Here is a 22,451-nt window from a genome sequence, read left to right on the forward strand (position 1 = left end):
GCGGCGCAGGGCATCAAGGCGGCGCGCTGGGCGAGCCTGACGGCGTGTCGCGGTCGCTTTTCTTGCTCTCCGGCGGGCCGGACTCGGCGAGCGCTTCGAGCTGTCGCTCGACATCGTCGCCTCCGATGCTCCCGAGGGCTAGGCCGGCGAAGTCGCGCACGGTCGCGTCGGCGTCGGCGAGCAGCGACATCAGCCGCTCCACGGCTGCGCTCGAGCGCAGCTCGCCGAGCGCCAGCGCGGCCATCGAACGGCGCGCGGGGCTCTCGTCCTCGAGCCACTTGAGAAGCGCCTCGGCGACGCGCCCGCCGAGCTCGGTCACCGCGAGCTCCCGCAGGAACTCCCGAGGTGCATCGAACGACGGCGGCTCGACGACCCACGCCGCCATCGCGGCCGCCACATGCTCCTGCAGCGCCGCCGGCAACGCCTCGCCCGCCTCCGCGGCGAGCAGCGTCGCGATGGGCACCTGCTTGCGCAGGACGCTCGTCACCCACCGCCGCGGCTCCGGCTCTTCCCACGACAGGACCCGCTCGACGAACCCGCGCGCCGCCGCGGGTCGCTTCTGCTCGAGCGCCATGTAGCCCACGCCGAGCCGGATCACCTCGCTCCAGCGGGCATCGAAGAGACGCGCCAGCGCCACCTCCTCGAACCGCTCCATCGCGTGGAGCCCGGCGGCCGCGAAGAACTCCTGGAAGGTGAGGTGCATGAACCCCCACGCTTGCGCTCCGCGCTCCATCAAGAGGCCCAGCTCACGCCCCGACTTCTCCAGGAAACGGCGCGCCGCGAGGAGACCTTCTTCTCCGGAGACCCCCGCTTGCGCGCCGAGCGCCTCGCTCAGCGCCTCCACCACGAAGGGCTCCGGCGCGACCCCGGCCGGATAGCGCTCGTGCATCGCCAGCGCGAGCTTCCCGAGGATGGGCAGGGCCTCCTCTTCGTACGCCATGGAGGCGTCCGACGCGCCGCTGGCCGAGAGGCGGCGCGCCGCAGCCCACGTCTCGCAGAGCGTGCGTGAAATCATGGCGTACGCCTGGACCCGGTGGCGCGGCAGGCGACCTTCCGCGCGGTGAATCGACGCGAGCGCCGAGAGGAGGAACGGGTTGCCCGCGAGCGCGCCGAGCCTCGGGCTGGCGTCGATGGCGGCGAGGAGCTTCCCCGCCATCGCGTCGGCCTCGTCCGTGGAGGAGGCCGCGTCCTCCGGCCCCTTCCATCGCACATAGGCCCGGTGCCAGGCGCTCACGTAGCGCTCGACCTGCTCTCGATCGAACGGCCGGAGCGTCGCCTCCACGCGCCCGGGCAGATCGAACCCTGCATACCCGACGATCCGCGAGGTGACGACGAACCGGTTCCGCGGATGAGCCGCCGCGAACGAGGCGAGCCACCGCTGGAGCTCGTCGCGCTCGGTCGAGCGGACCTCGTCGAGCCCGTCGAGCAGCACGAGGCAGCGGCCTGCCAGAAGCTCGCGGGTCAGCGCCTCGCGCACCATCGCCTCGTCGCCAGCGCCGCGCTCGTGAAAGTAACGACCGAGCGCTTCGACGACAGACACCTCCCGCCGCTCGGCGCACCGACGCAGCTCCGCGAGCTGGCCGACGCTGACAGGCAGCGGGAGGAGGCGTTCGGCAGCGCCGCTCTCCGACGCCAGCACGAAGCGACCCGCCGCCGCCGTGATCGCGAGCCACCGGAGCAGCGTCGTTTTCCCCGAGCCGGGATCGCCGAGGAGGACGAGATGCCGGTGCCTCGCGAACAGCTCCTCGAAGCCCTCGCCCATGGGATGGCGAGCGAGGCGCACCCGCTCGCCGGACGGCTCGGAGCTCCCGCCCTCGATCCCTCGCGCGCTCCGCTCCGTGGCGCTCGTGCGCGGCGAGCTGACGTCGAGCCGCGGAGACACGAAGACATCGCGGAGGTCCAGGCTCGGCGGCTCGCTCCTCCGGAGATGGAAGCCGACGTAACGGATGCGCCGCAGCTCCGGGCTCTGCGCGTAGCCACGGAGCGCCGCCCATGCCTGGTCGCGCTGCGTCGCCGGCGGCGCGCCGCGAGCTGCGCTCTGGGGGAAGATGTAGGAGGGCGCCCCCTCGAGCACGAGGCCGCACGGCGTGAGCTCCCGCGCGTCCGGCGGCGGGAGGGCGAGCGCCAGGTCCTCGCTCAGCGCGGCTGCGCCAGGCGGGATCGCCGCCATCCAGCCGCGCAGCACCCTCTCGGCGTCATCGACGAGCTCGCGGGCCCACGGCGACCGGACGAGATGCGCCACGAGGCGCGCCGAGAGCTGGAGATCGATGTGCACGCGCTCCCAGAGCTCTTTCAAGGCGCGAAAAGCGAGCGTGGCCAGCGCCTCGCCGGACGCAGCGCCGAGCACGAGCATGGCGGCGTCCTCGCTCCACGCGAGCGGCTGGATCGCCCCGAGCCCGCGCGCGAGGTACTCGACGCCGGCGGTGTACCGCACGCGACGCTGCAGGTACCCGCTGTCCGGCAGCTCCTTCCAGGGGAAGGACGGCCCGACGAGATCGATCCGGACAAGCGCAAGCTCGACCACGGCGCCGCTCCGGAGCGCCTCCCACCACGGCGAGCCTGCGTCGCGCCGATCGTTCATGCACGCGCCTCGGGGGAGGGCGCCACGCGCAGCACCACCCGGAAGTGTCCTCCCTGCAGATCGAACTCCGGCGGCGGCAACCCTCGCGCGCGCATCTGCGCGACCATCTCCGGGATCCCCATCCCGAGGCTCTCCCCGCGACGAGCGCGCGCGAGCACCGAGGCGAGCACCGGGTTCCTGCGCTGGCTGATGCCCCCGACCTGGATGCTGTCGAGCGTCAGGTGATTCAGGAGCACGCCAGGATTGATGATCTCGACCCGATCCTGGAAGGCGAGGATCCGGATCTGGGACGCGGCGCGGTAATCCCGGTGGGCGACGGCGTTGAGGAGCGCCTCGCGCAGCGCCGTCTGCGGCACGCCGCGCTCGATCCGCTCCCAGCGCTGGATGAGCGCCGGCGCGGGTGTGTAGCGCTCCAGGAACGCTGCGGCGCTCTCGATCTGCTTGAGGAGGTGTCCGGTGATCTCTTGTCGATCGACGAGCTCCGTCGACATCCCGGTGCCGGCGAAGCAGACCGCAGAGATCCTGGCATCGACGAACCATCGCTCGGGCTCGCGGCCGAAGAGCAGGAGGCCGGCCACGGTCGGCGTCTCGCCAGGATCCACGCACTTCAGCGCACGCAGGTAACGGTTCCGCTGGGCAGGTGCGCTCGGGTCGTAGACCGAACGCAAGAGGTCGTCGACGACGGCCAGATCGAGATCCGCCATCGTCGCCCCATGGACGACGCTCTCGTCATGGTAGGCGTTCTGCGACTGGAGCATGCGAACGAGCTCATGGCGCGTCGCCTCACGCGTCATGCTCCCGTCGCGGATCCAGTAAACATGCTTCGCGCGGTAAGGCCTGTCCGGGCTGGACGCCGGCACGTCGACGACGAGCAGCAGCTTGCCTGAGACGTCGACCTTCGTGATCGGGCACCAGATGGCCGGATGGACGACGGTCTGGCACGCCTGAACCACCGACAGCATCAGCGTGTCGGCCTCCTTCATCGTGCCGACCCCCGTCGGCGTGCCGTCGTCCTCGACCCCGAGGAAGATCTGACCGCCCAGCGCGTTGGCGAAGGCCGCGATCGTCTCGGCGAGGTCCTTCGGCGCCTTGCCGGGGGCCTCGATCCGCTTGAACTCGGTCACCGAGTCCTCGCCGAGCCGCAGCCTCTTCTCGATCGGGTCGGAGGTCACGGCGCGATGCTAGCGCGCAGCCTTCAGCGGAGGTACATCGGCGCTCGCGCCGTCCGAGACGGGCGAAGCCAGCTCAAGGCGCCGTGCGGTAGGGGCCCCCCGCCCCCTCCCGCGGCCTCGGCCGGAGGAGCCCCGCGAGCCGGGTGGCGACGAGCGCGCCGGCGCCGATCAGCGCGACGGCCGCGCAGAGCGCGCCGCCGACGTAGGGGATCCCGCTGACGAGCAGCAGGCCGAGGCAGCCGATGGCGAGGTGCGCGTAGGGGTTCCTGGTGCGGTGACCGAAGAGCCCCGCCCCCGCGGTCTCGAGCACGGCGCAGCCGCCCGCGACCACGGCGACGACGGCGAGCAGCAGGCCGATCACCGCGAACGGGATGCCGATCAGCGTGACGCACAGGGCGGCGGCGACCGCGACGGCGCCGAGGACGCCCACCGCGCCGAGCGCGAACGATCGCATCGGCCGGGCGGCGATCTCGACCTTGAGCGCCTCCATGCGCCGCGGCCAGAGCGCCAGCATCACCGCGCCGAACGCGAACAGGAAGGCCGTGCGCGTCACCGCGTTGCCGGCCTTGCGCGCGAGCGTGGACGCGCCCTTCGCGCTCGATCCGTCGCCGCCCATCGGGTTCGCGTCGTTGTTCACGTCGCCGCGGATGCGCGCGCGCTCGCCCCGCCGGAGCGGGCCGCCCACGACGTCGACGTCGCCGTCGATGCTGGCGCCGTCGGCCACGGTGAGCGGGCCGCCCACCGTCGATACATCGCCGCGCACGCGCGCGCCCTCGTGGATGTGCGTGGAGCCGCCCATCACGTCGATGTCGCCGGTGACGGTGCCCCACACGTCGAGCGAGCCGCCGATCACCGACACGTCGTTGACCACCTCGCCCTTCTCGATCCGGAGGCTCCCGCCGGTCACGAACCGATCCCGGCCGCGCGACGAGGGCCGCGCCTCCTCGGCGTCCTCGTCCTCGGCGTCGTCGGGCGACGCCGCGGGCGAGGGCGCCGCCGGGGACCCGGCCGCGGGCTTCTCCGGGGCCGGCGCCGCCGGGGCCGGGTACGGCGCCGCCGGGGCCGGGGCGATCGCGATCAGGTCGCCGTCGCGGGTCGCGACGTAGCTCCCGTCGGCGAGCAGGAGCTCCAGCACCCGGTCCGCCGGCTGGTCCTGGACGTGGAGATCGACGGCGTCGCCGGGCGGCACGTTGAGCACGAGGCTCCACCCGGCCGCCTGGGCGACGCGCTTGAGCGCCTCGTTGCGCGGCTCGTTGCTCACCTCGACGCTCACCTTCGGCTCGACGTCTGGCCATGCCCCCTTGCGGAGGATCTCCGCCGTGGCCGCGCCGCTGGCCGAGGCCCCCAGCGCCGCGCCCAGCGCGGCGGCGGCGAGGCGCGAGGAGACGAGACGAGTCGAGACGGTGCGCATCAGATCCCTCCGTTCAGCGAGAGCTGCTTTCCCCTGGTCCACGCGACATAGGCCCCCACGAGCACGAGCAAGGCCGCCGAGAGCCACGGCAGCGCCGTGAGCCAGCCGGACAGGGCCCCGCTCCCGGCGACGGCGCAGCCGACCCTCACCACCACCGAGCAGGCGTGCCAGAGCCCCGCCCAGCTCTCCCGCAGGCCGCCCGCCCCGGCCACGAGCGACGGCGCCGCGCCGAGCGCCGAGATCGCCAGGGCGAACGCGAGCGCCGGGACCGGCAGCGGCGCGCGCGGCGCGGCGGTCTCCCTCGCGCCGCCGTGCGCCGCCTGCGCGCGCAGGAGCTCCCCCGCGCGGAGCGACAGGAGCGCCGCCTGGCCGAGCTCCGAGGAGCAGCTCTGGCAGCGCGCGGCATGCTCGAGCGCGCCCTCGGGCAGGAGGGCCCCCTCGCCGTCGCCCAGCGCGCAGAGCGCTATCTCGGTGAGGTGACCGTTGGACTGCCACACGAGGTCGGGCGCGAGCCTGTCGTCGTCTTGCATCGTCACTCTCCGAGCGCCTCGGCCAGGCAGCGCCTGCCTCGCGCGATCCACGTCGCCACCGTCCCGAGCGGGATGTCGAGCCGGCGCGATATCTGCTGGTAGTTGAGGCCTTCGACGTGGAAGGCCAGGAGCGCGCGGCGCTGGGGTTCGGCCAGCTTCTGCAGGGCCAGCTCGATCCGGCGGGCGCGCTCGGTCTGGGCGGCGCGCTCCTCGGGCCCGGGCGCCGGGTCCTCGACCGAGTCGATGAGCTCGCGCTGCTCCTCGGCGCTCGCCTCCGGGAGCGCCTCGGCGCGCCGCGTGCGGCGGCGGCGGCGCAGCACGTCGAGCGCCACGTGGCGCGCGATCCCGAGCACCCACGGGCGCAGCGGCTCGCCGTCGCGCAGGCGGCTGCGCCCCTCGAGGGCCCGGGCGAGCGCCTCGTGGGTGCAATCCTCGACGTCGGGGTGATCGGACCGCTCCCCGAGCACGCAGGCGATCGCCGCGCGCACCACCGGCCGCAGGGCGGCGGTCTCGTCGAGAGACGCCCCCACCGTCACAAGCGACGCCGCGGGGAGCCCGTCGGACGCTTGGGGATACGGCGGCGTGGCCACTGGAATCATGCTGGACCCAGACAGTTCGCGCGAGCCCTCCCCCAAATTTCACGGGCCGGTCGAGAACGCGCCAGCGGCATCGAGATGGCCGAGGGCCGCCGCGGCCCGACCGAGCCCCTTCTCGGTTCCTGGACGGCCGCCCTCGGTTCCTGGACGGCCGCCCTCGGTTCCTGGACGGCCGCCCTCGGTTCCTGGACGGCCGCCCTCGGTTCCTGGACGGCCGCCCCCGGTTCCTGGACGGCCGCCCTCGGTTCCTGGACGGCCGCCCCCGGTTCCTGGACGGCCGCCCTCGGTTCCTGGACGGCCACCCTCGGTTCCTGGACGGCTGTCCTAGCCTCCGGGCGCAAGGAACTCGAGGAGCTCGGGAACGACCAGCGCCGGGTCCTCCAGGTGGGGCGCGTGGCCGAGCGGCACGAGGCGCAGCGTGGCGCGGGGGATCGCGGCGGCCGCGGCGATGCCGAGCGGCGCCGGGAACACGTCGTCGCGCTCGCCCCAGAGCACCAGCGTCTCCGCCTCGATCTCGCCGAGCCGCGAGAGGCGATGGGGCACGGGGCCGACCGCGGGGAAGAGCGCGTTGAACGCGGCGACAGGGGCGACCCGGCCGTCGGGCACGGCGTAGAGCTCGCCGTGCAACGCCGCGAGGCGCTCGCCGCGCGGCGTGGGCTGCGGGGGGCGGACGCGGCGGAAGAGCGCCTTGCCGAGCACCCGCATCAGGCGCTCCGGCGGGGCGCGGAAGTAGGCGCGGCTCCAGGCGGTCATGACCGACCCGACCCCCATCGCGCCGATGAGCACGAGCTTCCGCGGGCGCGCGCGCCTGCGGAGCGCGATCTCCGCCGCGACCAGCCCGCCGAGCGAGTGGCCGACGAGCGCGGCGTCGCCGAGATCCAGCTCGAGCAGGAGCTCCTCGACCGGATCGGCGAAGAAGCGGAGGCCCTCCTCGAAGCCCCCGCCCTCGAACGGCGGCGACGAGGCGTGGCCGAAGCCCGGCAGATCCACGGCGATGACGCGGTGGCGGCGCGCGAGCTCGGGGAGCAGCGGGAACCACGTCGTCGCGGCGTTGCCGCGGCCGTGCAGGAGGACCACCGGCGCGCCGCGGCCGCCCTCCAGGTAGCGGAGCGTCGAGCTCAGCGCGGCGCGGCGGTGCACCGCGAACGGCGGCTCGCCGGCGGCGAGCTCCGCGAGGATCGCGCGCTCGGCCGGGCCCAGGCGGGAGACGACGGCGTGGACATTCGTCACGGGCGCTCCCCGTAGCGCGAACGATACGGCGCGGAAATGCCGCAGCCCCGAGGGGCGCCGCCGCGCGCCCGCCCGTGCGTCGGCACCGGCCGTCGCCGGGCCGGCGTCAGCGCCGGGGCTGCGCCCGGGCCGGCGTCAGCACCAGGGCTGCGCCCGGGCCGGCGTCAGCCCCGACCCCGGCACCTGCGTCAGTCCCGGCCGTGCCCGGGCCCGAGGATGAGCTGCATCTTGGCCATGGGCTCGAACCCCTCGACGTGCGGCGGGTGGTGGCACTGCGTGACGCAGCTCTCGGGCGAGGGCGCGAGCACGATGAGCCCCTTCTTCTCGGGATCCTTCGCGTGCAGCGAGCCCGGGCCGTGACACTCCTCGCACTGCACGTTCTGGAGGGAGGCGTTGTGCGTCACCGTGGAGCCGCCCGGCTTGCCGTAGCCGGTCACGTGACAGCTCACGCAGTCGAGGTTGTACTCCTTGAAATCCTGCTGCAGCGTCGCGTAGGCCCGCGCGTGCGCGGTGCCGTCGAAGACCTTGCGCTCCTCGTCGTGGCAGTTCGTGCAGGCGTCGATGCCGATGTAGCTGGCCTCGCCCTTCGCCGGCGGCTCGGGGACGCGATCCGCGAACGCCTCCTTGTTGTGGGCGTTGACCCGCTTGTAATAGGCGAGGAGCTGCCCGGCGACGTCCTTGTCGGCGCCGAGCTTCTCGCGCACCTCCACCGCGCTGTAGCGGAAGAAGCTGCCGGTCACCTTCGTCTCCGCCGACTCGAGCTTCGCCTTCTCCGCCCGGAGCTTCTCCAGATCGGCCTTCCGATCGGCGATGTCCTTCGCGGAGACCGTCTTGCTGCCCTCCCAGCCGTTGAGGCGGATCTCGAGCTCCCGGATCCGCGCCGACAGGCTGATGAGCTCGTCGGCCTTGGCGACGCCGCCCGCGTCGGCGAACACGAGCGGGCCGTCGCCCTTGCCGCGGACGAAGAGATCCACGACCGCCACCGACTGGAGGTGGTTCGGCGTCTCGACGACCAGCGTCGTCCCGATGAGCACCGGCGGCTTCGGGCCGTCGTTGACGTCCCCGCGCTCGCTGGGCTTGCCCAGCACGAGCACGTGCAGCTCCGGCGCGTTGTCGGCGAGCCGCAGCGCCTCGCCCCGCGGCAAGGCGGCGAGCCCCACGAACACCGTCGCGCCCTGCTTCTTCGCCTCCTCGACGCCCGCCTTCACCGCCTCGACCGTCGAGCCGGCCTTGACGCCGTCGGGATAGGCGCCGGCGAGGCCCTTCGGGTCGCTCACGCCGATGAGGCCCACCTTCACGCCGGAGACGTCGCGCACCACGACGCCCCGGACGCCCTGCGCGCCCTCGAGGTTCTTGGCGAGCACGGCCGCCCCGGACTGCTCCTGGTACTTCGCGAGCGCCTCGGCGCCGAGCGCCCAGTCGTTCTCGCCCGGCGCCCACGCCGCGAGCCCGATCTCCTTCGCCGCCAGCGCCATCGCCTCGGCCTTCCAGGCGTCCTGGGTGCGGCGCTCCGGCTTCACCTCCGGCTCCATGAACAGCAGCGGCCCGGCGCCGACCACGAGGCGAGCCGGCGCCTCGCCGCGCTGGCCCTCGATCAGGGCGGCGAGGTGGTCGATGCCCCCGAGCTGGTCCTTCGTGCAGCCGCACGGCTCCAGCGCGCCGGCCACGGTGCTGAGCACGTAGAGCCGCACCGTCGGCCGGGTCGCGCCCGCGTCGGCGTCCGCCTCCGCGCTCGCGGCGCCCTGCTCGGGGACCTTGCACCCCTGGCAGGCCGCCGCGCCGGCCGCCGCGGCGATCGCGAGGAAAGGGATCAAGAGCGCGTACCCCCGACGCACTCCGCGAAGAAGCGAGCGCTTCATGCCCGCGCTATAGCACACGGGCTCGGGCGCATGAGCGGAGGCCGCGCCGAGGCGCCGGTGTCGAGGCGCCGGCGCGGGCGCCGGGGACGCTCAGAAGCTCGACGGAGCGAAGGGCAGGACCGTCTTCAGGTCGGCGTCGTTGAACCGGAGCTGCAGGCCGATGAAGTAATCCCGGCGATCGGTGTTCAGGATGTCGTCCATGCCGCCGAGCAGCCACAGCTTGCGGATGAACTCGTACGCGAGCGCGACGCGCCAGCGCGGCGACAGCTCCTCGCCGAAGCCGAAGAGGTCCTGCCGGAGCTCGAACCGGTCGTCGAGCAGGTGGAGATCGAGGCCGAGGCCCCCCGTCGACTCCTTGATGCCGAACCGGCCCGTGAACGGGCCGAGCCGCTTCGCGAACTGGAACGAGAAGCGGAAGGCGTTCGTCGTGATCGTGCGGACCTCGCGGTAGTGCGCCGGGTCGTTGATGTTGGTCGTGTCGACGTCGATCTGCTGGAAGTCCGTCTTGCCGCGCGGATCGTTCACCAGCTCGACGACGTAGTACTTGTCCTCGGTCGGCTGGAGCCGGAGCTCGACGTAGCTCTTGATGGTGTTGGCCAGGAAGTTGTAGTCGGTCCGGAGCCCGACCACCGTCTGGAAGCGGCTGATCCCGCCGACGAGCTCGCCGACGTCCTCGACGACCGTCTCGACCTCGTTGATCAGCGTCTCGTCCTTGGTGAGGCGGCCGAGCGTCCCCTCCCCGCGGTCGACGCGCGCGGCGATGCTGTCCACGTGCTTCAGCGCCGACTCGAGGTTCTCGGTCGCGCGCCCCACCCGCTCGGCGGCGCGCCGGAGCTCGCCGGGCTGCCCGCCCTGCTGGCCGGGCACCTCGGCCGCGGCCGTCATCGTGCGGATGTCGCGGGTCACCTGCTCGACGTTGCGGAGGATCTCCCGCAGGCGCGGGCCCGACTCGCCCGTGATCTGGTTGATGTTGTTGATCGTCTGCGTGACGCCCGCGCGGTTCTCGCGGACGGTCGCGTTCATCTGCTCGGTGACGTCCGCGAGGTTGTCGAGGATCTGCGCGAGCCGCTCCTGCCCGGTCTCGGAGCCGACGGTGTTCTTCAGCGTCTCGGTGACGGTCTTGACGTCCTTCAGGATCTCGGCGACCTGCCCCTGCATCGACTGGATCGTCGGCTCATCGATGTAATAGAGGACCCGCCCCTCGTCGGGGATGCGCGGCTTGCCCTCGGTGCCGGGCGAGAGCACGACGAACGACTCGCCGATGAGGCTCGTGGCGCGCTTGCCGATGGCCGCGTCCTCGTAGAGCGGGACGTCGGGGCTCATCTTGATGTCGATGCGCGCCTGGCCGTTGTAGAGCGAGATCTTGTCGACGACGCCGACCTGGATGCCCGAGATCATCACCCGCGATTGCGGGGACACGCCGATGGCGTCCGGCAGCGTGGCCCAGACGCGGTAGCCGTTCCCGCCGCCCACGTCGCGCGAGACGAAGCGGTAGCCGCCGTAGGCCGCGCCTGCGAGCACGATCGTCATGACGCCGACCTTCGCGGCCTTGGAGACCTCAGCCATCCTGCGCGAGGGCCACGGTAGCACGAGCCGACCGCGGGACCGCGCGGCTTTCTCCCCGACGCGACGGGTGGCGCGTGGCGCGTGGCGCGTGGCGCGCCGCGTCCGGTGCGAAGCGGCGCGCGCGGGGGTCGGGCGCGCGCCGCACGCGGGCGGCCGGAGACGGGCGCCAGGCCCGGAAACCTGCTAGCCGAGGCGTATGCGGTCGTGGTGGGCCAGAGGGGTGTTCGTCGCGGCGCTCACCTTCGCCGGGGCGGCAGCCGCGGAGCCGCCGGCGCTCACGTGGGAGGCGGCGACGCGATCGCCGCAGCCGCCCGCGGCCCTCGCGCCGGACGTCGCCGCGCTCGCGGCGCGCTGCGGGAGCGCGGACGCGGCGCTCGCCGCCGTCGCCCGGCGCAACGTCGAGCGGCAGCTCCAGGGAGGGGAGATCATGCCGCCCGACGAGCTCGCCTTCACGCTGCGCGCCGCGGGCGCGCCGCACGCCTGGCCGAGGGGCTGGTCGATCTCCGGCCGAGGGCTGGCGCCGGACGAGGTCGGGGCGCGGCTCGACGGGTGGATCGCGGGCTGGACCACGCTCGGGGTGCGGCGATGTGGGGTGGCCCAGGCGAAGAAGCCGGATGGGACGGTGATCGTGGCCGCGGTCGGGGTGGACGCGCTCGCGGATCTGTCGCCGCTGCCGACGACGGCGCGCGTGGGGCAGTGGGTGACCCTCGAAGGGACGATGCGGGTGCCGGCGAGCGCGGTGAAGGTGGTGCTGCTGGGGCCGCGGGGCGCGCCCAAGACGGTGCTGAGCTCGCTGTCGGGCGCGCGGCTCCGCTCGAGCTTCGCGGTCGACCAGCCGGGGAGCTGGCTGGTGCAGGTGCTGGCCACGGTGTCGACCGGGCCAAGGCCCGTGCTGGAGGCGATGATCTTCGCGGGGAGCGCCCCGCCGGGCCGGTACGTCCGCGCGACCGCGCCCGGCGAGGAGGCCGCGAAGGGGGCGCAGGGCGACGAGGACGCGATGCTGCGGATGATGAACGCCGCGCGGGCCTCGGAGCGCCTGCCGGCGCTCGCGCGCGACGCGGCGCTCACCGCGCTGGCGCGGGCGCACTCCGAGGAGATGATCAAGGCGAAGATGGTGGGCCACGACGTGGGCTCGGGCGACCCGGCGGTGCGCCTCAAGGCGGCGGGCTACCGGGCGACGATCGCGGGGGAGAACGTGGCCAGCTCGAGCACGACCGAGGGCGCGCACCGCGCGATCTGGGCGAGCCCGTCGCACCGGGGCAACCTGCTCGACCGGCGCTACGGAAGGACCGGCGTGGCCGTCGTGCGCGACCCGAGCGGCCGGGTCTGGGTGACGCAGCTGTTCGCGGGGTGACCGCGGACGTCAGGCGTCAGGCGCCGCCGGTACTCTCGCCGGAGCCGCTCGAGCTCCGCCAGCGCGTCCGCGAGCCGGCGCTCGGCCTCTTCACCGCCGCGCCGGCGCCTGCGGCTCGCCCGGGCGGCCACCGTGCCGCGCGTGTATCCTTGCACCGATGGCTGCACGCCCGCTTTACGTAGGCATCGACCTCGGCACCACGAACTCGACCGCGGCCGCCTTCGACGGCGAGAAGGTCACCCTCGTCAGGAACTCCCAGGGCGCGACGCTCACCCCGAGCGTGGTGCGGATCGACGCGCGCGGGACGACCACGGTCGGCGCGCGCGCGCGCCGGTTCCTCGAGAGCGACCCGCAGAACACCCGCGCGGAGTTCAAGCGGCTGATGGGGACGGCCCAGCCGATCGAGTTCGCCGCGGCGAAGGTGACGAAAAAGCCCGAGGAGCTCGCCGCCGAGGTGCTCCGCTCGCTCCGCGCCGACGTCGCCGAGCACCTCGGGGCCCTGCCCGCCTCGGCGGTGATCTCGGTGCCCGCGCTCTTCGAGCTGCCCCAGAGCGCGGCGACGTCGGAGGCGGCGCGGCTCGCGGGGTTCGAGCGGGTCGAGCTCATCCAGGAGCCGGTGGCCTCGGCGCTCGCGGCCGGCTGGACGGCCGAGGAGCCCACCGGCAGCTGGCTCGTCTACGACCTCGGCGGCGGGACCTTCGACGCCTCGCTGCTCGAGACGCGCGACGGGCTGCTCCGCGTCGTCGGGCACGACGGCGACAACTTCCTCGGCGGGCGCGACTTCGACTGGGCCATCGTCGACTGGGCGCTCGCCGAGATCGCGCGCACCCAGGGCGTCACCGTGAGCCGGGCCGACCCGCGGCACGCGGCCGCGCTCCGCAAGCTCAAGCTCGCGGTCGAGGAGGTCAAGATCGAGCTCACCCGCGCCGACGAGGCGGCGCTCGCGATCCCCGGGGCGTTCGAGGTGGACGGCGCGCACGTCGACGTCGATCTGGTCCTCGCGCGGCCCACGCTCGACGCGCTCTGCGCGCCGATCATCGACCGCTCGATCGAGGTCTGCCGGCGGCTCCTCGCGGCGCACGGCCTCGACCGGTCGCAGCTCGCGCGCGTCGTGCTCGTGGGCGGACCGACCGTGATGCCGGCGCTGCGGGCGCGCGTCCGGGACGCGCTGGGCGCGCCGTTCGGCGAGGGGCTCGACCCGATGACCCTCGTCGCGCAGGGGGCCGCCATCTACGCGGCGACCGCCGGGCTCGACGCGCGGACGTCCGGGCGCGGGCAGGCCGAGGGGGCCAAGGAGGAGGGCCGCCGGCTCTGGCTCCAGTACCCGGCGATGTCGAGCGACCTCACGCCCCACGTGGTGGGCCGCGTCGTGGAGGGGCCGGGGCCCGCGCCCGAGCGGGTCCGGCTCGCGCGCGAGGGCGACGGCTGGACGAGCGCCGAGGCGCCGCTCGACGCCGAGGGGGCGTTCGTGGTCACCGTCGACCTGCTCCCGCGCCGGCCGAACGTGTTCCGCGTCGAGGCGACCGCGGCCGGCGGCGCGCGGGTGCCGGTGCACCCGCGGTCGATCACCATCGTCCAGGGGCTCACGATCAGCGATCCGCCGCTGTCGCGCACCGTCGGGGTCGCGCTCGCGGACAACTCGGTGCGGGTCTACTTCGAGCGGGGCGCGCCGCTGCCGGCCCGGCGGACGTTCGTGCACCACAGCGTGGAGAGCGTCCCGAAGGGCTCCAGCGCGTGCGTGCTGAAGATCCCCATCGTGCAGGGCGAGCTCGACGTCGCCCACCTCTGCCGCGTGGTCGGGACCCTCGAGATCGACGGGAGCGGGCTCACCCAGGCCCTGCCCGCGGGCGCGGCGATCGAGCTCACGCTCGAGCTCGATCGGGGCGGGCACCTGTCGGCACGCGCGCTGATCCCGTCGCAGGGGCTCGTGTTCGAGCGGGTCGCGCACCTGCTCGTCCCCGAGGCGGCGCCCGAGGTGCTCGACGCCTCGCTCGCGGCCATGCGCGAGCGGCTCGCCTCGGTGCGCGAGAGCGCCCTGCGCCGGAACGCGCCGCACGCGCTCGGCAAGGTCACCTACGTCGAGTGCGCGCTCGTCGAGGTGGAGCGCGACGCGGCCGCGGCGCGCGGCGGCGACGCCGACGCCGGGCAGAAGGCGCGGCGCGCGCTGCTCGAGCTCGACGTGCTGCTCGAGCAGGCCGAGGCCGACAAGCGCTGGCCGGAGCTCGAGGCCGAGGCCCAGGCCGCCGTGGCGAACGCGTCGGTGTGGATCTCGCAGCTCGGGTCGAGCACCGAGAAGGCGCTCCTCGAAGAGGCCGCGCAGGGCGTCTCGCGGGCGCGCGCCGAGAAGAACCAGGTCGAGCTCCAGCGGCAGCTCCGCCTCGTCCGCAACCTGAGCAGCGCGGCGTTCCAGCGGCACCCGAAGGCGTGGGTGTGGATGTTCGAGGACGCCGCCTCCGAGGCGCACCAGGCGTCGGATCTGGTCCGCGCGCAGAAGCTCGTGCGCGACGGGCGCGGCGCGGCGGAGCGCGGCGACACCGCCGCGCTGCGGGCGATCACCGAGGAGATCTGGCGCCTCCTGCCGGTCGACGCGCAGAAGCGCAGGCTCGGCCACGAGTCGGGGGTGCGCTGATGGACGGCGCGCTCGGCCGCATCCGCGACAACCCGTTCTACGTGCTCGGCCTGCGGCCGACCGCGAGCCGCGCGGAGATCGAGCGCGAGGGGCAGAAGCTGCTCGGGATGCTCGAGCTCAAGCTCGCGAGCGCGGCGACCTACCCGACGCCGGTCGGCCCCGGAGCGCGGACCGCCGACAAGGTGCGCCAGGCCATGGCCGCCCTCCGCGACCCGGAGCGGCGCCTCGCCCACGAGGTCTGGGCGCGGCTCGACCCGAGGCCGCCGCCCAGGGACGACCTCGACGACGACCTCGGCGAGCTGCCGCCGCCGGAGCCGCCCGGCGAGGATCCGCGCGCGCCGTGGCCGGACGCGCTGTCGGCGCTCGGCTGGAGGGCGCGGTGAGCTGGGGCGCCGCCCTGTGCATCGCGATCGCGCTGCGGGCGATCGGCGTGGCGGTCGCGCGGAAGGCCCGGCCCGAGGCGTCGTGGCGCGAGCTCGTGCTCGGCTCGGGCAGCTGGCGCATCCCGATGACCATCGTCCTCGTGCCGGTCGCGTGCGTCCTCGCGCTCGGCCTCGCCGTGGGCCAGCTCTGGTGCGCGCTGCTGCTCGCGCCGCTCGCGCTCCTCCTCGCGCCGTGGCTCGTCGCGCGCGGCGTGCTCATTCCGCTCGGGCTGCCGCGCGCCGCGTACTTCGTCGCGTGGCTGTCGGACTGGACATGGCGCGCCGACCGGCGCGGCGGCGCGGCGCTCGCGGCCGCGTGGGCGCTCTGCCGCGCGCGGAGGCCGGGCGCCGCGGTGGAGGCCTGGGTCGGCGAGCGGATCGAGCGCGCGGGGGCGGGGCCCGCGCCGTCGTCGACGAGCGCCGTTCCGCTCCGCGGCGCGGGGATCGCCGCCGGCGCGATGCTCGCGGCGCACCGCGGGGACGTGGAGGGCGCGCGGGCGCTCTTCGACAGCGTCGCCGGCCTGGACGAGCGCGCCTGCCCCCGCGAGGCCCGCCGCGTCGCCGCCGGGTGGCTCGCCGCCGAGGCGGCCTCGCGCGGCGACTGGCCGGCCGTGCTCGAGCGCGCGCGGGAGGGGGGCGGCCGGGCGCTTGCGCTGCTCGGCGCCGTCGCCGCGCGGCTGCTCGGGGAGGCGCCCGCGCCGGGCGCGCTCGAGCTCTGGCTCCGCTGGCTCGCCGCGCCCCATCGGCGCGCCACGCTCCCGCTCGTGCGCCGCGCCCTGGCCGCCGGCGAGGGCGCGCCGCCCCCGCAGCCGGAGGAGCCCGAGCCGTGCGCCGCCAAGATCGCCGAGGGCGACCTGTGGAGCCGCGCGGTGCTGCTCCACGCGACGATGCTGCTCCGGCCGCGCGGCAAGGTCTCGGGCGACGATCTCCGGCGGCTGGGCGGCGCGTGGGACGCGGCGCTCGACGACGAGCGCGCCCAGGCCGAGCTCCGCGAGCGCGCGCAGCTGCTCGGCGCCTCGGGCGCGCAGGCGGCGCTCGGCCCGCTCTCGCGCGCGGTCGAGGAGGACCTCGCGGCGGCGCTGCGGGCGGCGCGCGTGCCGCGCGAGGCGTGGGACGATCTCGGCGGGACGATCGGCCGCACGCGCCGGCGCCTCCGGGACGAGCTCCTGGCCGAGGTGGAGCTCGCGTGCGACGCCCTCCGCCGCCGCGTCGACGAGAAGCGCGAGCTGCCGGCGCTGTCGGAGTGGCGCGAGTGGATCTCGCTGCGCGCGCAGTACGAGGCCGCGGCGGCGCTCGCCGGCGCGGAGTTCCGCCGCCTCGCGTTCCCCAAGGTGCACGCCGACGTCTGCCACGCGGCCGTCTGGCTGTTCAACGCGCGCAAGGAGCGGGCGATCGCGAACGCGATGTTCCGGTGGCTCCTCGCCGAGGCCGAGGCGCTCGAGGACGCTCGCCTCGCCGGGCTCCAGCGCGGCAACGTCGGGTGCGGGGTATGACGCGGGAGAGCGCGCCCGCGCCGCGCGCCGGGGCGGAGGCGGTTCGTCCGGATCCCTCCGAGCCGGCCGCATGATCGAGCTCGACCGGGTCACGAAGCGCTACGCCGGCGCGATCGCGGTCGACGGGGTCTCGCTGCGCGTCGAGGAGGGCGAGCTCCTCGTCCTCCTCGGCGGCTCGGGCTCGGGCAAGACGACCACGCTCAAGATGGTGAACCGCCTCATCGAGCCCACGTCGGGCGCGATCCGGATCGGCGGCAAGGACATCACCGGCGAGCCGCCGCACGCGCTGCGCCGGCGCATCGGCTACGTCTTCCAGCGGCTCGGGCTGTTCCCGCACCTGACCGTGGCGGAGAACATCGGCGTCACCCCGTCGCTGCTCGGCTGGGACGCGGCGCGCATCCGGGCGCGCGTCGACGCGCTCCTCGAGCTCTGCGAGCTCGATCCGGCGGCCGTGCGCGACCGCCGCCCCGACGAGCTCTCGGGCGGCCAGCAGCAGCGGGTCGGGGTCGCGCGCGCGCTCGCCGCCGAGCCCCGGGTGATGCTCCTCGACGAGCCGTTCGGGGCGCTCGATCCGCTGACGCGCGACCGGCTCCAGCAGTCGTTCCTGGCGATCCGGCGCCGGCTCGGCCTGACCGCGATCTTCGTGACCCACGACCTCGTCGAGGCCCTCCTGCTCGGCGACCGCATCGCCGTGATGCAGGGCGGGCGGCTCGCGCAGGTGGGGACGCCGCGGGAGCTCATGACCGCGCCCGCGGACGAGTACGTGGCGCAGCTCGTCGGGACGCCGAAGCGGCAGGCGGCGGTCATCGACGCGCTGCTCCGGGAGGGGGAGCGCCGGCCGTGAACGAGCAGCTCGCCCTGCTCCCCGGGCGCCTCCTCGCGCACCTCGAGCTCACGCTCGTCGCGCTCCTCGTGGGGACGGGCGTCAGCGTGCCGCTCGGCGTGCTGGTCTCGCGCGCGCGCCGGCTCGAGCAGCCGGTGCTCGCCGTCGCGAGCGTCATCCAGACCGTGCCGAGCCTCGCGCTGCTCGCGTTCATGGTGCCCGCGCTCGCCGCGATCGGCGCCGCGAGCATCGGCTACGTGCCGGCGCTGATCGGGCTCGTGCTCTACAGCGTGCTCCCGGTCCTCCGGAACACGGTGGTGGGCCTCTCCAGCGTCGATCCGGCCCTGATCGAGGCGGCCGAGGGCGTCGGCATGACGCCGGGCCAGCGGCTCCGGCGCGTGGAGCTGCCGCTCGCCATGCCGGTGATCGTCGCCGGCATCAGGACGGCCGCGGTGTGGACGGTGGGGACCGCGACGCTCTCGACGCCCATCGGCGCGGAGAGCCTCGGCAACTACATCTTCAGCGGGCTGCAGACGCGCAACACGGCGGCCGTGCTCGTCGGGTGCGCGGCGGCGGCGGCGCTGGCGCTGGTGCTGGACGGCACGGTGCGGGCGCTCGAGATCGGCCTCCGCCGGCGCCGCCGGGGCCTCGTGGCCGCGGCGATCGGCGCGTTCGCGCTGCTCTACGCCATCGCCGCGGCCGGCTTCGCCCGGGGGGCGCTCGGGGGCGGCGCGCGGCGGATCGCGATCGGATCGAAGACCTTCACCGAGCAGTACATCCTGAGCCGCGTCCTCGCGGGGAAGATCGCGCAGGAGACGGGGCTGCCCACCGAGGCGGTGGAGTCGCTCGGGTCGACGGTGGCGTTCGACGCGCTGAGGACGGGCCAGATCGACGCGTACGTGGAATACTCCGGGACGCTCTGGACGGCGGTCATGAAGCGGGGCGACGCCCCGGCCGACCGGGGCGAGGTGCTCCGCGGCGTCACGCGGTACCTGCTCGAGGAGCACGGGATCGTGGTCGCCGCCGCGCTCGGCTTCGAGAACACCTACGCGCTCGCGCTGCGACGCGAGCGCGCGGAGCGGCTCGGCGTGCGGACCATCAGCGATCTCGTGCCCGCGGCGCGATCGATGTCGATCGGGGGAGACTACGAGTTCTTCGAGCGCGCCGAGTGGAAGACGGTCGAGCAGCGCTACGGGATCGCGTTCGCGAGGCAGCGCAGCATGGACCCGTCGCTCATGTACGAGGCCGTGAGGGAGGGCGAGGTGGACGTCATCAGCGCCTTCTCGACGGACGGGCGGATCGTGTCGTTCGACCTGCGCGTGCTCGAGGACGACCGGCGGGCGATCCCGCCCTACGACGCCGTCGTCCTCGCGAGCGCGCGGCTCGCGCGGGAGCACCCGGAGGTGATCGAGGCGCTGCGGGGGCTGGAGGGCAAGATCGGCGCGGAGCGGATGCGGGAGCTCAACGTCGCCGTCGACGAGCGGGGAAAGTCCCCCGCGGAGGTCGCCGAGGCGCTGCTGCGGGAGCTCTGACGGGCCGCGCCCGGCTACGCGCCGCTCGGGTCGCCGGCGGGCCGGTCGCCGCGCGGCGACCCGGCGCCCGGGCGCCGGAGCGTGACGAGGCGCTCTTCGTGGAGCGGCTCGGGCTGGATCGTGCAGTGGTCGAGCGCGTGCCGCTCGCGCAGCCGCCGGCCCACGGCCGCGGCCACGTCCGTCCCGTGGTACCCCCTGGCGAGCACCACGTGCACCGTGAGCACGTTGAAGCCGTCGGAGATCGACCAGACGTGCAGGTCGTGGAAGTCGAGCACGCCGGGCACGCTCCGGATCGTGTCCTCGACGTGGGCGAGGTCGATCTCGATGGGGCTGCCCTCCATCAGCACGCGCGACGTGTCGCGCACGAGCCGCCAGCCGCCCCAGAGCACGAGCGTGCCGATGGCCGCGCTGATCACCGGGTCGGCCCGGGTCCAGCCGAAGGCGAGGATGAGCACGCCGGCCACGATGGCGCCGACCGAGCCGAGCGCGTCCGACAGCACGTGCGCCAGCGCGGCCCGCGTGTTGATGTTGTGCCCGCGCTCGCCGGTCGAGAGCAGCAGCGCCGAGGCCACGTTCACGAGCAGCCCCAGCGAGGCGGTGATCGCCAGCGCCTCGGCGTGCACCGCCTGCGGCGCGCGCCACCTGTGGACCGCCTCGATGAAGATCCAGATCGCCGTCAGCGCCAGCGCGATGCCGTTGGCGAACGCCGCGAGCACCTCGGCGCGCCGGTAGCCGTACGTCCGCGCGCGCGTCCGCGCCTGCGCCGCGATGCGCTGCGCGATGATGGCGAGCCCGAGCGCCGCGGCGTCGGCGAGCATGTGCCCCGCGTCGGCCAGCAGGGCGAGGCTCTTCGACCACCACCCGACCGCCGCCTCGACGACCAGGAACGACGCCGTGAGCGCGAACGCCGCGAGGAGCCGCCGGAGCGGCGCGCGCCGGTGGTCGTGATGGTGGTCGTGGTGCCGCGGGTCGCCGTGATCGTGATCGTGGTCGTGATCATGGTCGTGGCCGGGCGCGCCGTGAGGGTCGTGCGCGCGCGGCTCGCCGGGCGGAGCGTCGCCCCGGTGCGGGTGCTCATGGGCGCCGCTCCCGTGATCGTCGGGCACCCCCATCGCGGCGCCGGCGCGGCTCACACCCGCTCGATGATGGTCGCCACGCCCATCCCTCCGCCGATGCACAGCGTGATCAGCGCGGTCGCCTTATCGGCGCGCTCGAGCTCGTCGAGCGCCGTGCCGATCAGGCACGCCCCGGTCGCGCCGAGCGGGTGCCCGAGCGCGATCGCGCCGCCGTTCACGTTGACGCGGTCGAGGTCGACGCCGAGCTTGCGCGCCGTCTGCAGCGGCACCGCGGCGAACGCCTCGTTGATCTCCCAGAGATCGACGTCGCGCGCCTGCATGCCCGCCTTCTTGAGCGCCCGCTCCGACGCCGGCGCCGGCGCCGTCAGCATGATCACCGGCTCCGCCCCGGCCGTCGCCGTGGCGCGGAGCCGCGCCCGCGGCCTGAGCCCGTGCGCCTTCACGTAGTCGCCCGACGCGAGCAGCACCACCGCCGCGCCGTCCACGATGCCGCTCGAGTTGCCCGCCGTGTGGACGTGCTCGATCGACGCCACCTGCGGGTACCGCACGCGCGCCAGCTCGTCCACGGTCTCGCCGGCGGGGCCCATCGGGGTCGAGCCGAGGCCGGCGAACGCCGGCTCGAGCTTCGCGAGCGCCTCCATCGTGGCCCCGGCGCGCGGGTGCTCGTCGCGGTCGAGCAGCGGCTTTCCGTCGAGATCGACGACCGTGAACAGGCTCTTCGCGAACCGCCCCTCGCGCGCGGCCCGCTCGGCCTTGTGCTGGCTGTCCAGCGCGAAGCGGTCGACGTCCTCGCGCGAGAAGCCCTCGATCGTCGCGATGAGGTCCGCCGAGATGCCCTGCGGCACCATCGCCAGCTTCTTGCGGAGGGCGAGGTTGTTGCCGTCGAGGGGCGCGCCGTCCGAGCCCATCGGCACGCGCGACATGCTCTCGACGCCCCCGCCGACGGCGACCTCCTGCTGGCCGGACATGACGCCCATGGCCGCGAAGTTCACCGCCTGCGCGCCCGAGCCGCAGAAGCGGTTGACGGTCACGCCGGTCACGCCGTCCGGCCAGCCGGCCGCGAGGATGGCGGTGCGCGCGACGCACGCCCCCTGCTCGCCCGCCTGGGTCACGCACCCGACGACGACGTCCTCCACGTCGTCCTTGCGGATCCCGGTCCTCTCGGCGAGGCGGTTGAGCGTCTGCGCGAGGAGCTCCTGGGGGTGCACGCCCGAGAGCGCCCCCTTGCCTGCCTTGCCGCGCCCGCGCGGCGTGCGAACGGCATCCACGATGAAAACGTCTCGCATGACAGGCCTCCCGCGCTCGGTGTCCGGCCCTGCCTTAGCATACCGCCCGTTCCCGGGGCAGCCCGCTCGCGCCGGGTCTCGGTGGCCCTGAACCGGCGCGGATCGGCTATGCTCGCCGCCGATGACGGACCGGTCGCAGCGCATGGTGTGGGTCGATCTCGAGATGACGGGGCTCGACGAGAGCTCGTGCGCGATCGTGGAGATCGCGACCATCGTCACGGAGCCCGATCTCACCGTCGTCGCCGAGGGGCCGTGCCTCGTCATCCACCAGCCCGAGGACGTCCTCGCGGGGATGAGCGACTTCGTCCGCGATCTCCACGAGCGCTCGGGGCTCCTCGCGCGCATCCGCGCCTCCACGCTCTCCGTCGGCGACGCGGAGTCCGAGACGCGCGCGTTCCTCGAGGCGCACTGCGACAAGGGCACGGCCGTGCTGTGCGGCAACTCGGTCTGGAAGGACCGCGCCTTCCTGCAGCGCTACATGCCGGACCTCCTCTCTTTCCTGCACTACCGCATCGTGGACGTCTCCACCCTCAAGGAGCTCGTGCGCCGCTGGTATCCGACGCGCGCCGCGCCGAAGAAGCGCGAGATCCACCGCGCGCTCGACGACATCCGCGAGTCGATCGAGGAGCTCCGGTGGTACCGGGCGAACGTGTTCCAGCCGCTCCCGGGCACCGGGACGCGCTGAGCGGCACGCCGACCCGAGGCGCGCTCGAGGGCGAGCCCCGAGCTCGCGGCAGCCCCGCTCGCCTCCCCGCCCGGCGCTCCCCCCACGCGCTCAACCCCGGAGCGCGCTCCGTCCACCCCCCCTCCACCCCAGGGCGAGCCGCGCGCTCGACCGGACGTCGAGGTCTGCTCCCTCGGGCGAAGACGCCGCGCTGCTGGCAATGAGAA

17 protein-coding genes are annotated in these 22,451 nt (G+C 74.6%); 7 read left to right on the forward strand and 10 right to left on the reverse strand.

Features of this window, described 5'->3' with window-relative positions; all coding sequences use genetic code 11:
* Positions 1 to 13: 13 nt before the first annotated feature.
* The 8 genes from WMF33_RS42515 to WMF33_RS42550 form a co-directional block, all read right to left on the reverse strand.
* Positions 14 to 2,581: an NACHT domain-containing protein gene (locus WMF33_RS42515; protein ID WP_437333937.1), complete on the reverse strand. Its 2,568-nt coding sequence runs from the start codon at positions 2,579 to 2,581 to the stop codon at positions 14 to 16.
* Positions 2,578 to 3,753, reverse strand: a complete 1,176-nt coding sequence (locus WMF33_RS42520; RefSeq protein ID WP_437333938.1) for an ATP-binding protein — start codon at positions 3,751 to 3,753, stop codon at positions 2,578 to 2,580. Before WMF33_RS42520 ends, WMF33_RS42515 begins: the two co-directional genes overlap by 4 nt.
* Positions 3,754 to 3,826: 73 nt before the next feature.
* Positions 3,827 to 5,164, reverse strand: coding sequence for a hypothetical protein (locus WMF33_RS42525; RefSeq protein WP_437333939.1), 1,338 nt, complete (start codon positions 5,162 to 5,164; stop codon positions 3,827 to 3,829).
* Entirely contained in the window at positions 5,164 to 5,694 is a 531-nt protein-coding gene (locus tag WMF33_RS42530) for a hypothetical protein (protein WP_437333940.1), read from the reverse strand. The genes WMF33_RS42525 and WMF33_RS42530 overlap by 1 nt, the downstream gene beginning before the upstream one ends.
* Positions 5,695 to 5,696: 2 nt before the next feature.
* Positions 5,697 to 6,293: an RNA polymerase sigma factor gene (locus tag WMF33_RS42535; RefSeq protein ID WP_437333941.1), complete on the reverse strand. Its 597-nt coding sequence runs from the start codon at positions 6,291 to 6,293 to the stop codon at positions 5,697 to 5,699.
* A gap of 321 nt (positions 6,294 to 6,614) precedes the next feature.
* Positions 6,615 to 7,520: an alpha/beta fold hydrolase gene (locus tag WMF33_RS42540; protein ID WP_437333942.1), complete on the reverse strand. Its 906-nt coding sequence runs from the start codon at positions 7,518 to 7,520 to the stop codon at positions 6,615 to 6,617.
* Positions 7,521 to 7,708: 188 nt separating this feature from the next.
* The gene (locus WMF33_RS42545) at positions 7,709 to 9,379 is read right to left on the reverse strand and encodes a multiheme c-type cytochrome (RefSeq protein ID WP_437333943.1); all 1,671 of its coding nucleotides are present in this window, start codon (positions 9,377 to 9,379) and stop codon (positions 7,709 to 7,711) included.
* 90 nt (positions 9,380 to 9,469) lie between these two features.
* Positions 9,470 to 10,945, reverse strand: coding sequence for an MlaD family protein (locus WMF33_RS42550; protein ID WP_061625132.1), 1,476 nt, complete (start codon positions 10,943 to 10,945; stop codon positions 9,470 to 9,472).
* Positions 10,946 to 11,141: 196 nt separating this feature from the next.
* On the opposite strand from WMF33_RS42550, the gene WMF33_RS42555 reads away from it, so the two are divergent.
* The 6 genes from WMF33_RS42555 (at position 11,142) to WMF33_RS42580 (ending at position 19,198) form a co-directional block, all read left to right on the forward strand.
* The gene (locus WMF33_RS42555; RefSeq protein WP_437333944.1) at positions 11,142 to 12,299 is read left to right on the forward strand and encodes a CAP domain-containing protein; all 1,158 of its coding nucleotides are present in this window, start codon (positions 11,142 to 11,144) and stop codon (positions 12,297 to 12,299) included.
* A 157-nt stretch (positions 12,300 to 12,456) separates the two neighbouring features.
* Positions 12,457 to 14,928 carry an Hsp70 family protein gene (locus tag WMF33_RS42560; RefSeq protein WP_437333945.1) on the forward strand — a complete coding sequence of 824 codons (2,472 nt, stop codon included), beginning with the start codon at positions 12,457 to 12,459 and terminating at the stop codon, positions 14,926 to 14,928.
* Positions 14,928 to 15,311, forward strand: a complete 384-nt coding sequence (locus tag WMF33_RS42565) for a hypothetical protein (RefSeq protein ID WP_061627831.1) — start codon at positions 14,928 to 14,930, stop codon at positions 15,309 to 15,311. Before WMF33_RS42560 ends, WMF33_RS42565 begins: the two co-directional genes overlap by 1 nt.
* Complete coding sequence (locus tag WMF33_RS42570) at positions 15,269 to 16,843, forward strand: hypothetical protein (RefSeq protein ID WP_437333946.1); 1,575 nt, start codon at positions 15,269 to 15,271, stop codon at positions 16,841 to 16,843. The genes WMF33_RS42565 and WMF33_RS42570 overlap by 43 nt, the downstream gene beginning before the upstream one ends.
* Before the next feature lie 70 nt (positions 16,844 to 16,913).
* The gene (locus WMF33_RS42575) at positions 16,914 to 17,687 is read left to right on the forward strand and encodes an ABC transporter ATP-binding protein (protein WP_020740695.1); all 774 of its coding nucleotides are present in this window, start codon (positions 16,914 to 16,916) and stop codon (positions 17,685 to 17,687) included.
* Entirely contained in the window at positions 17,684 to 19,198 is a 1,515-nt protein-coding gene (locus tag WMF33_RS42580; protein ID WP_437333947.1) for a glycine betaine ABC transporter substrate-binding protein, read from the forward strand. The genes WMF33_RS42575 and WMF33_RS42580 overlap by 4 nt, the downstream gene beginning before the upstream one ends.
* Before the next feature lie 14 nt (positions 19,199 to 19,212).
* Here WMF33_RS42580 and WMF33_RS42585 read toward each other — a convergent pair whose 3' ends face one another.
* Together WMF33_RS42585 and WMF33_RS42590 are read right to left on the reverse strand one after the other, a co-directional pair.
* Entirely contained in the window at positions 19,213 to 20,331 is a 1,119-nt protein-coding gene (locus tag WMF33_RS42585) for a cation diffusion facilitator family transporter (protein WP_437333948.1), read from the reverse strand.
* Complete coding sequence (locus WMF33_RS42590; protein WP_437333949.1) at positions 20,328 to 21,560, reverse strand: acetyl-CoA C-acetyltransferase; 1,233 nt, start codon at positions 21,558 to 21,560, stop codon at positions 20,328 to 20,330. Before WMF33_RS42590 ends, WMF33_RS42585 begins: the two co-directional genes overlap by 4 nt.
* 121 nt (positions 21,561 to 21,681) lie before the next feature.
* Between WMF33_RS42590 and orn the strand changes: the two genes are divergently transcribed.
* The gene (gene orn / locus WMF33_RS42595) at positions 21,682 to 22,245 is read left to right on the forward strand and encodes an oligoribonuclease (RefSeq protein ID WP_437333950.1); all 564 of its coding nucleotides are present in this window, start codon (positions 21,682 to 21,684) and stop codon (positions 22,243 to 22,245) included.
* Positions 22,246 to 22,451 lie beyond the last annotated feature (206 nt).

This window comes from Sorangium sp. So ce394, assembly GCF_051474665.1.
Classification (GTDB): Bacteria; Myxococcota_A; Polyangia; order Polyangiales; family Polyangiaceae; genus Sorangium; species Sorangium cellulosum_D.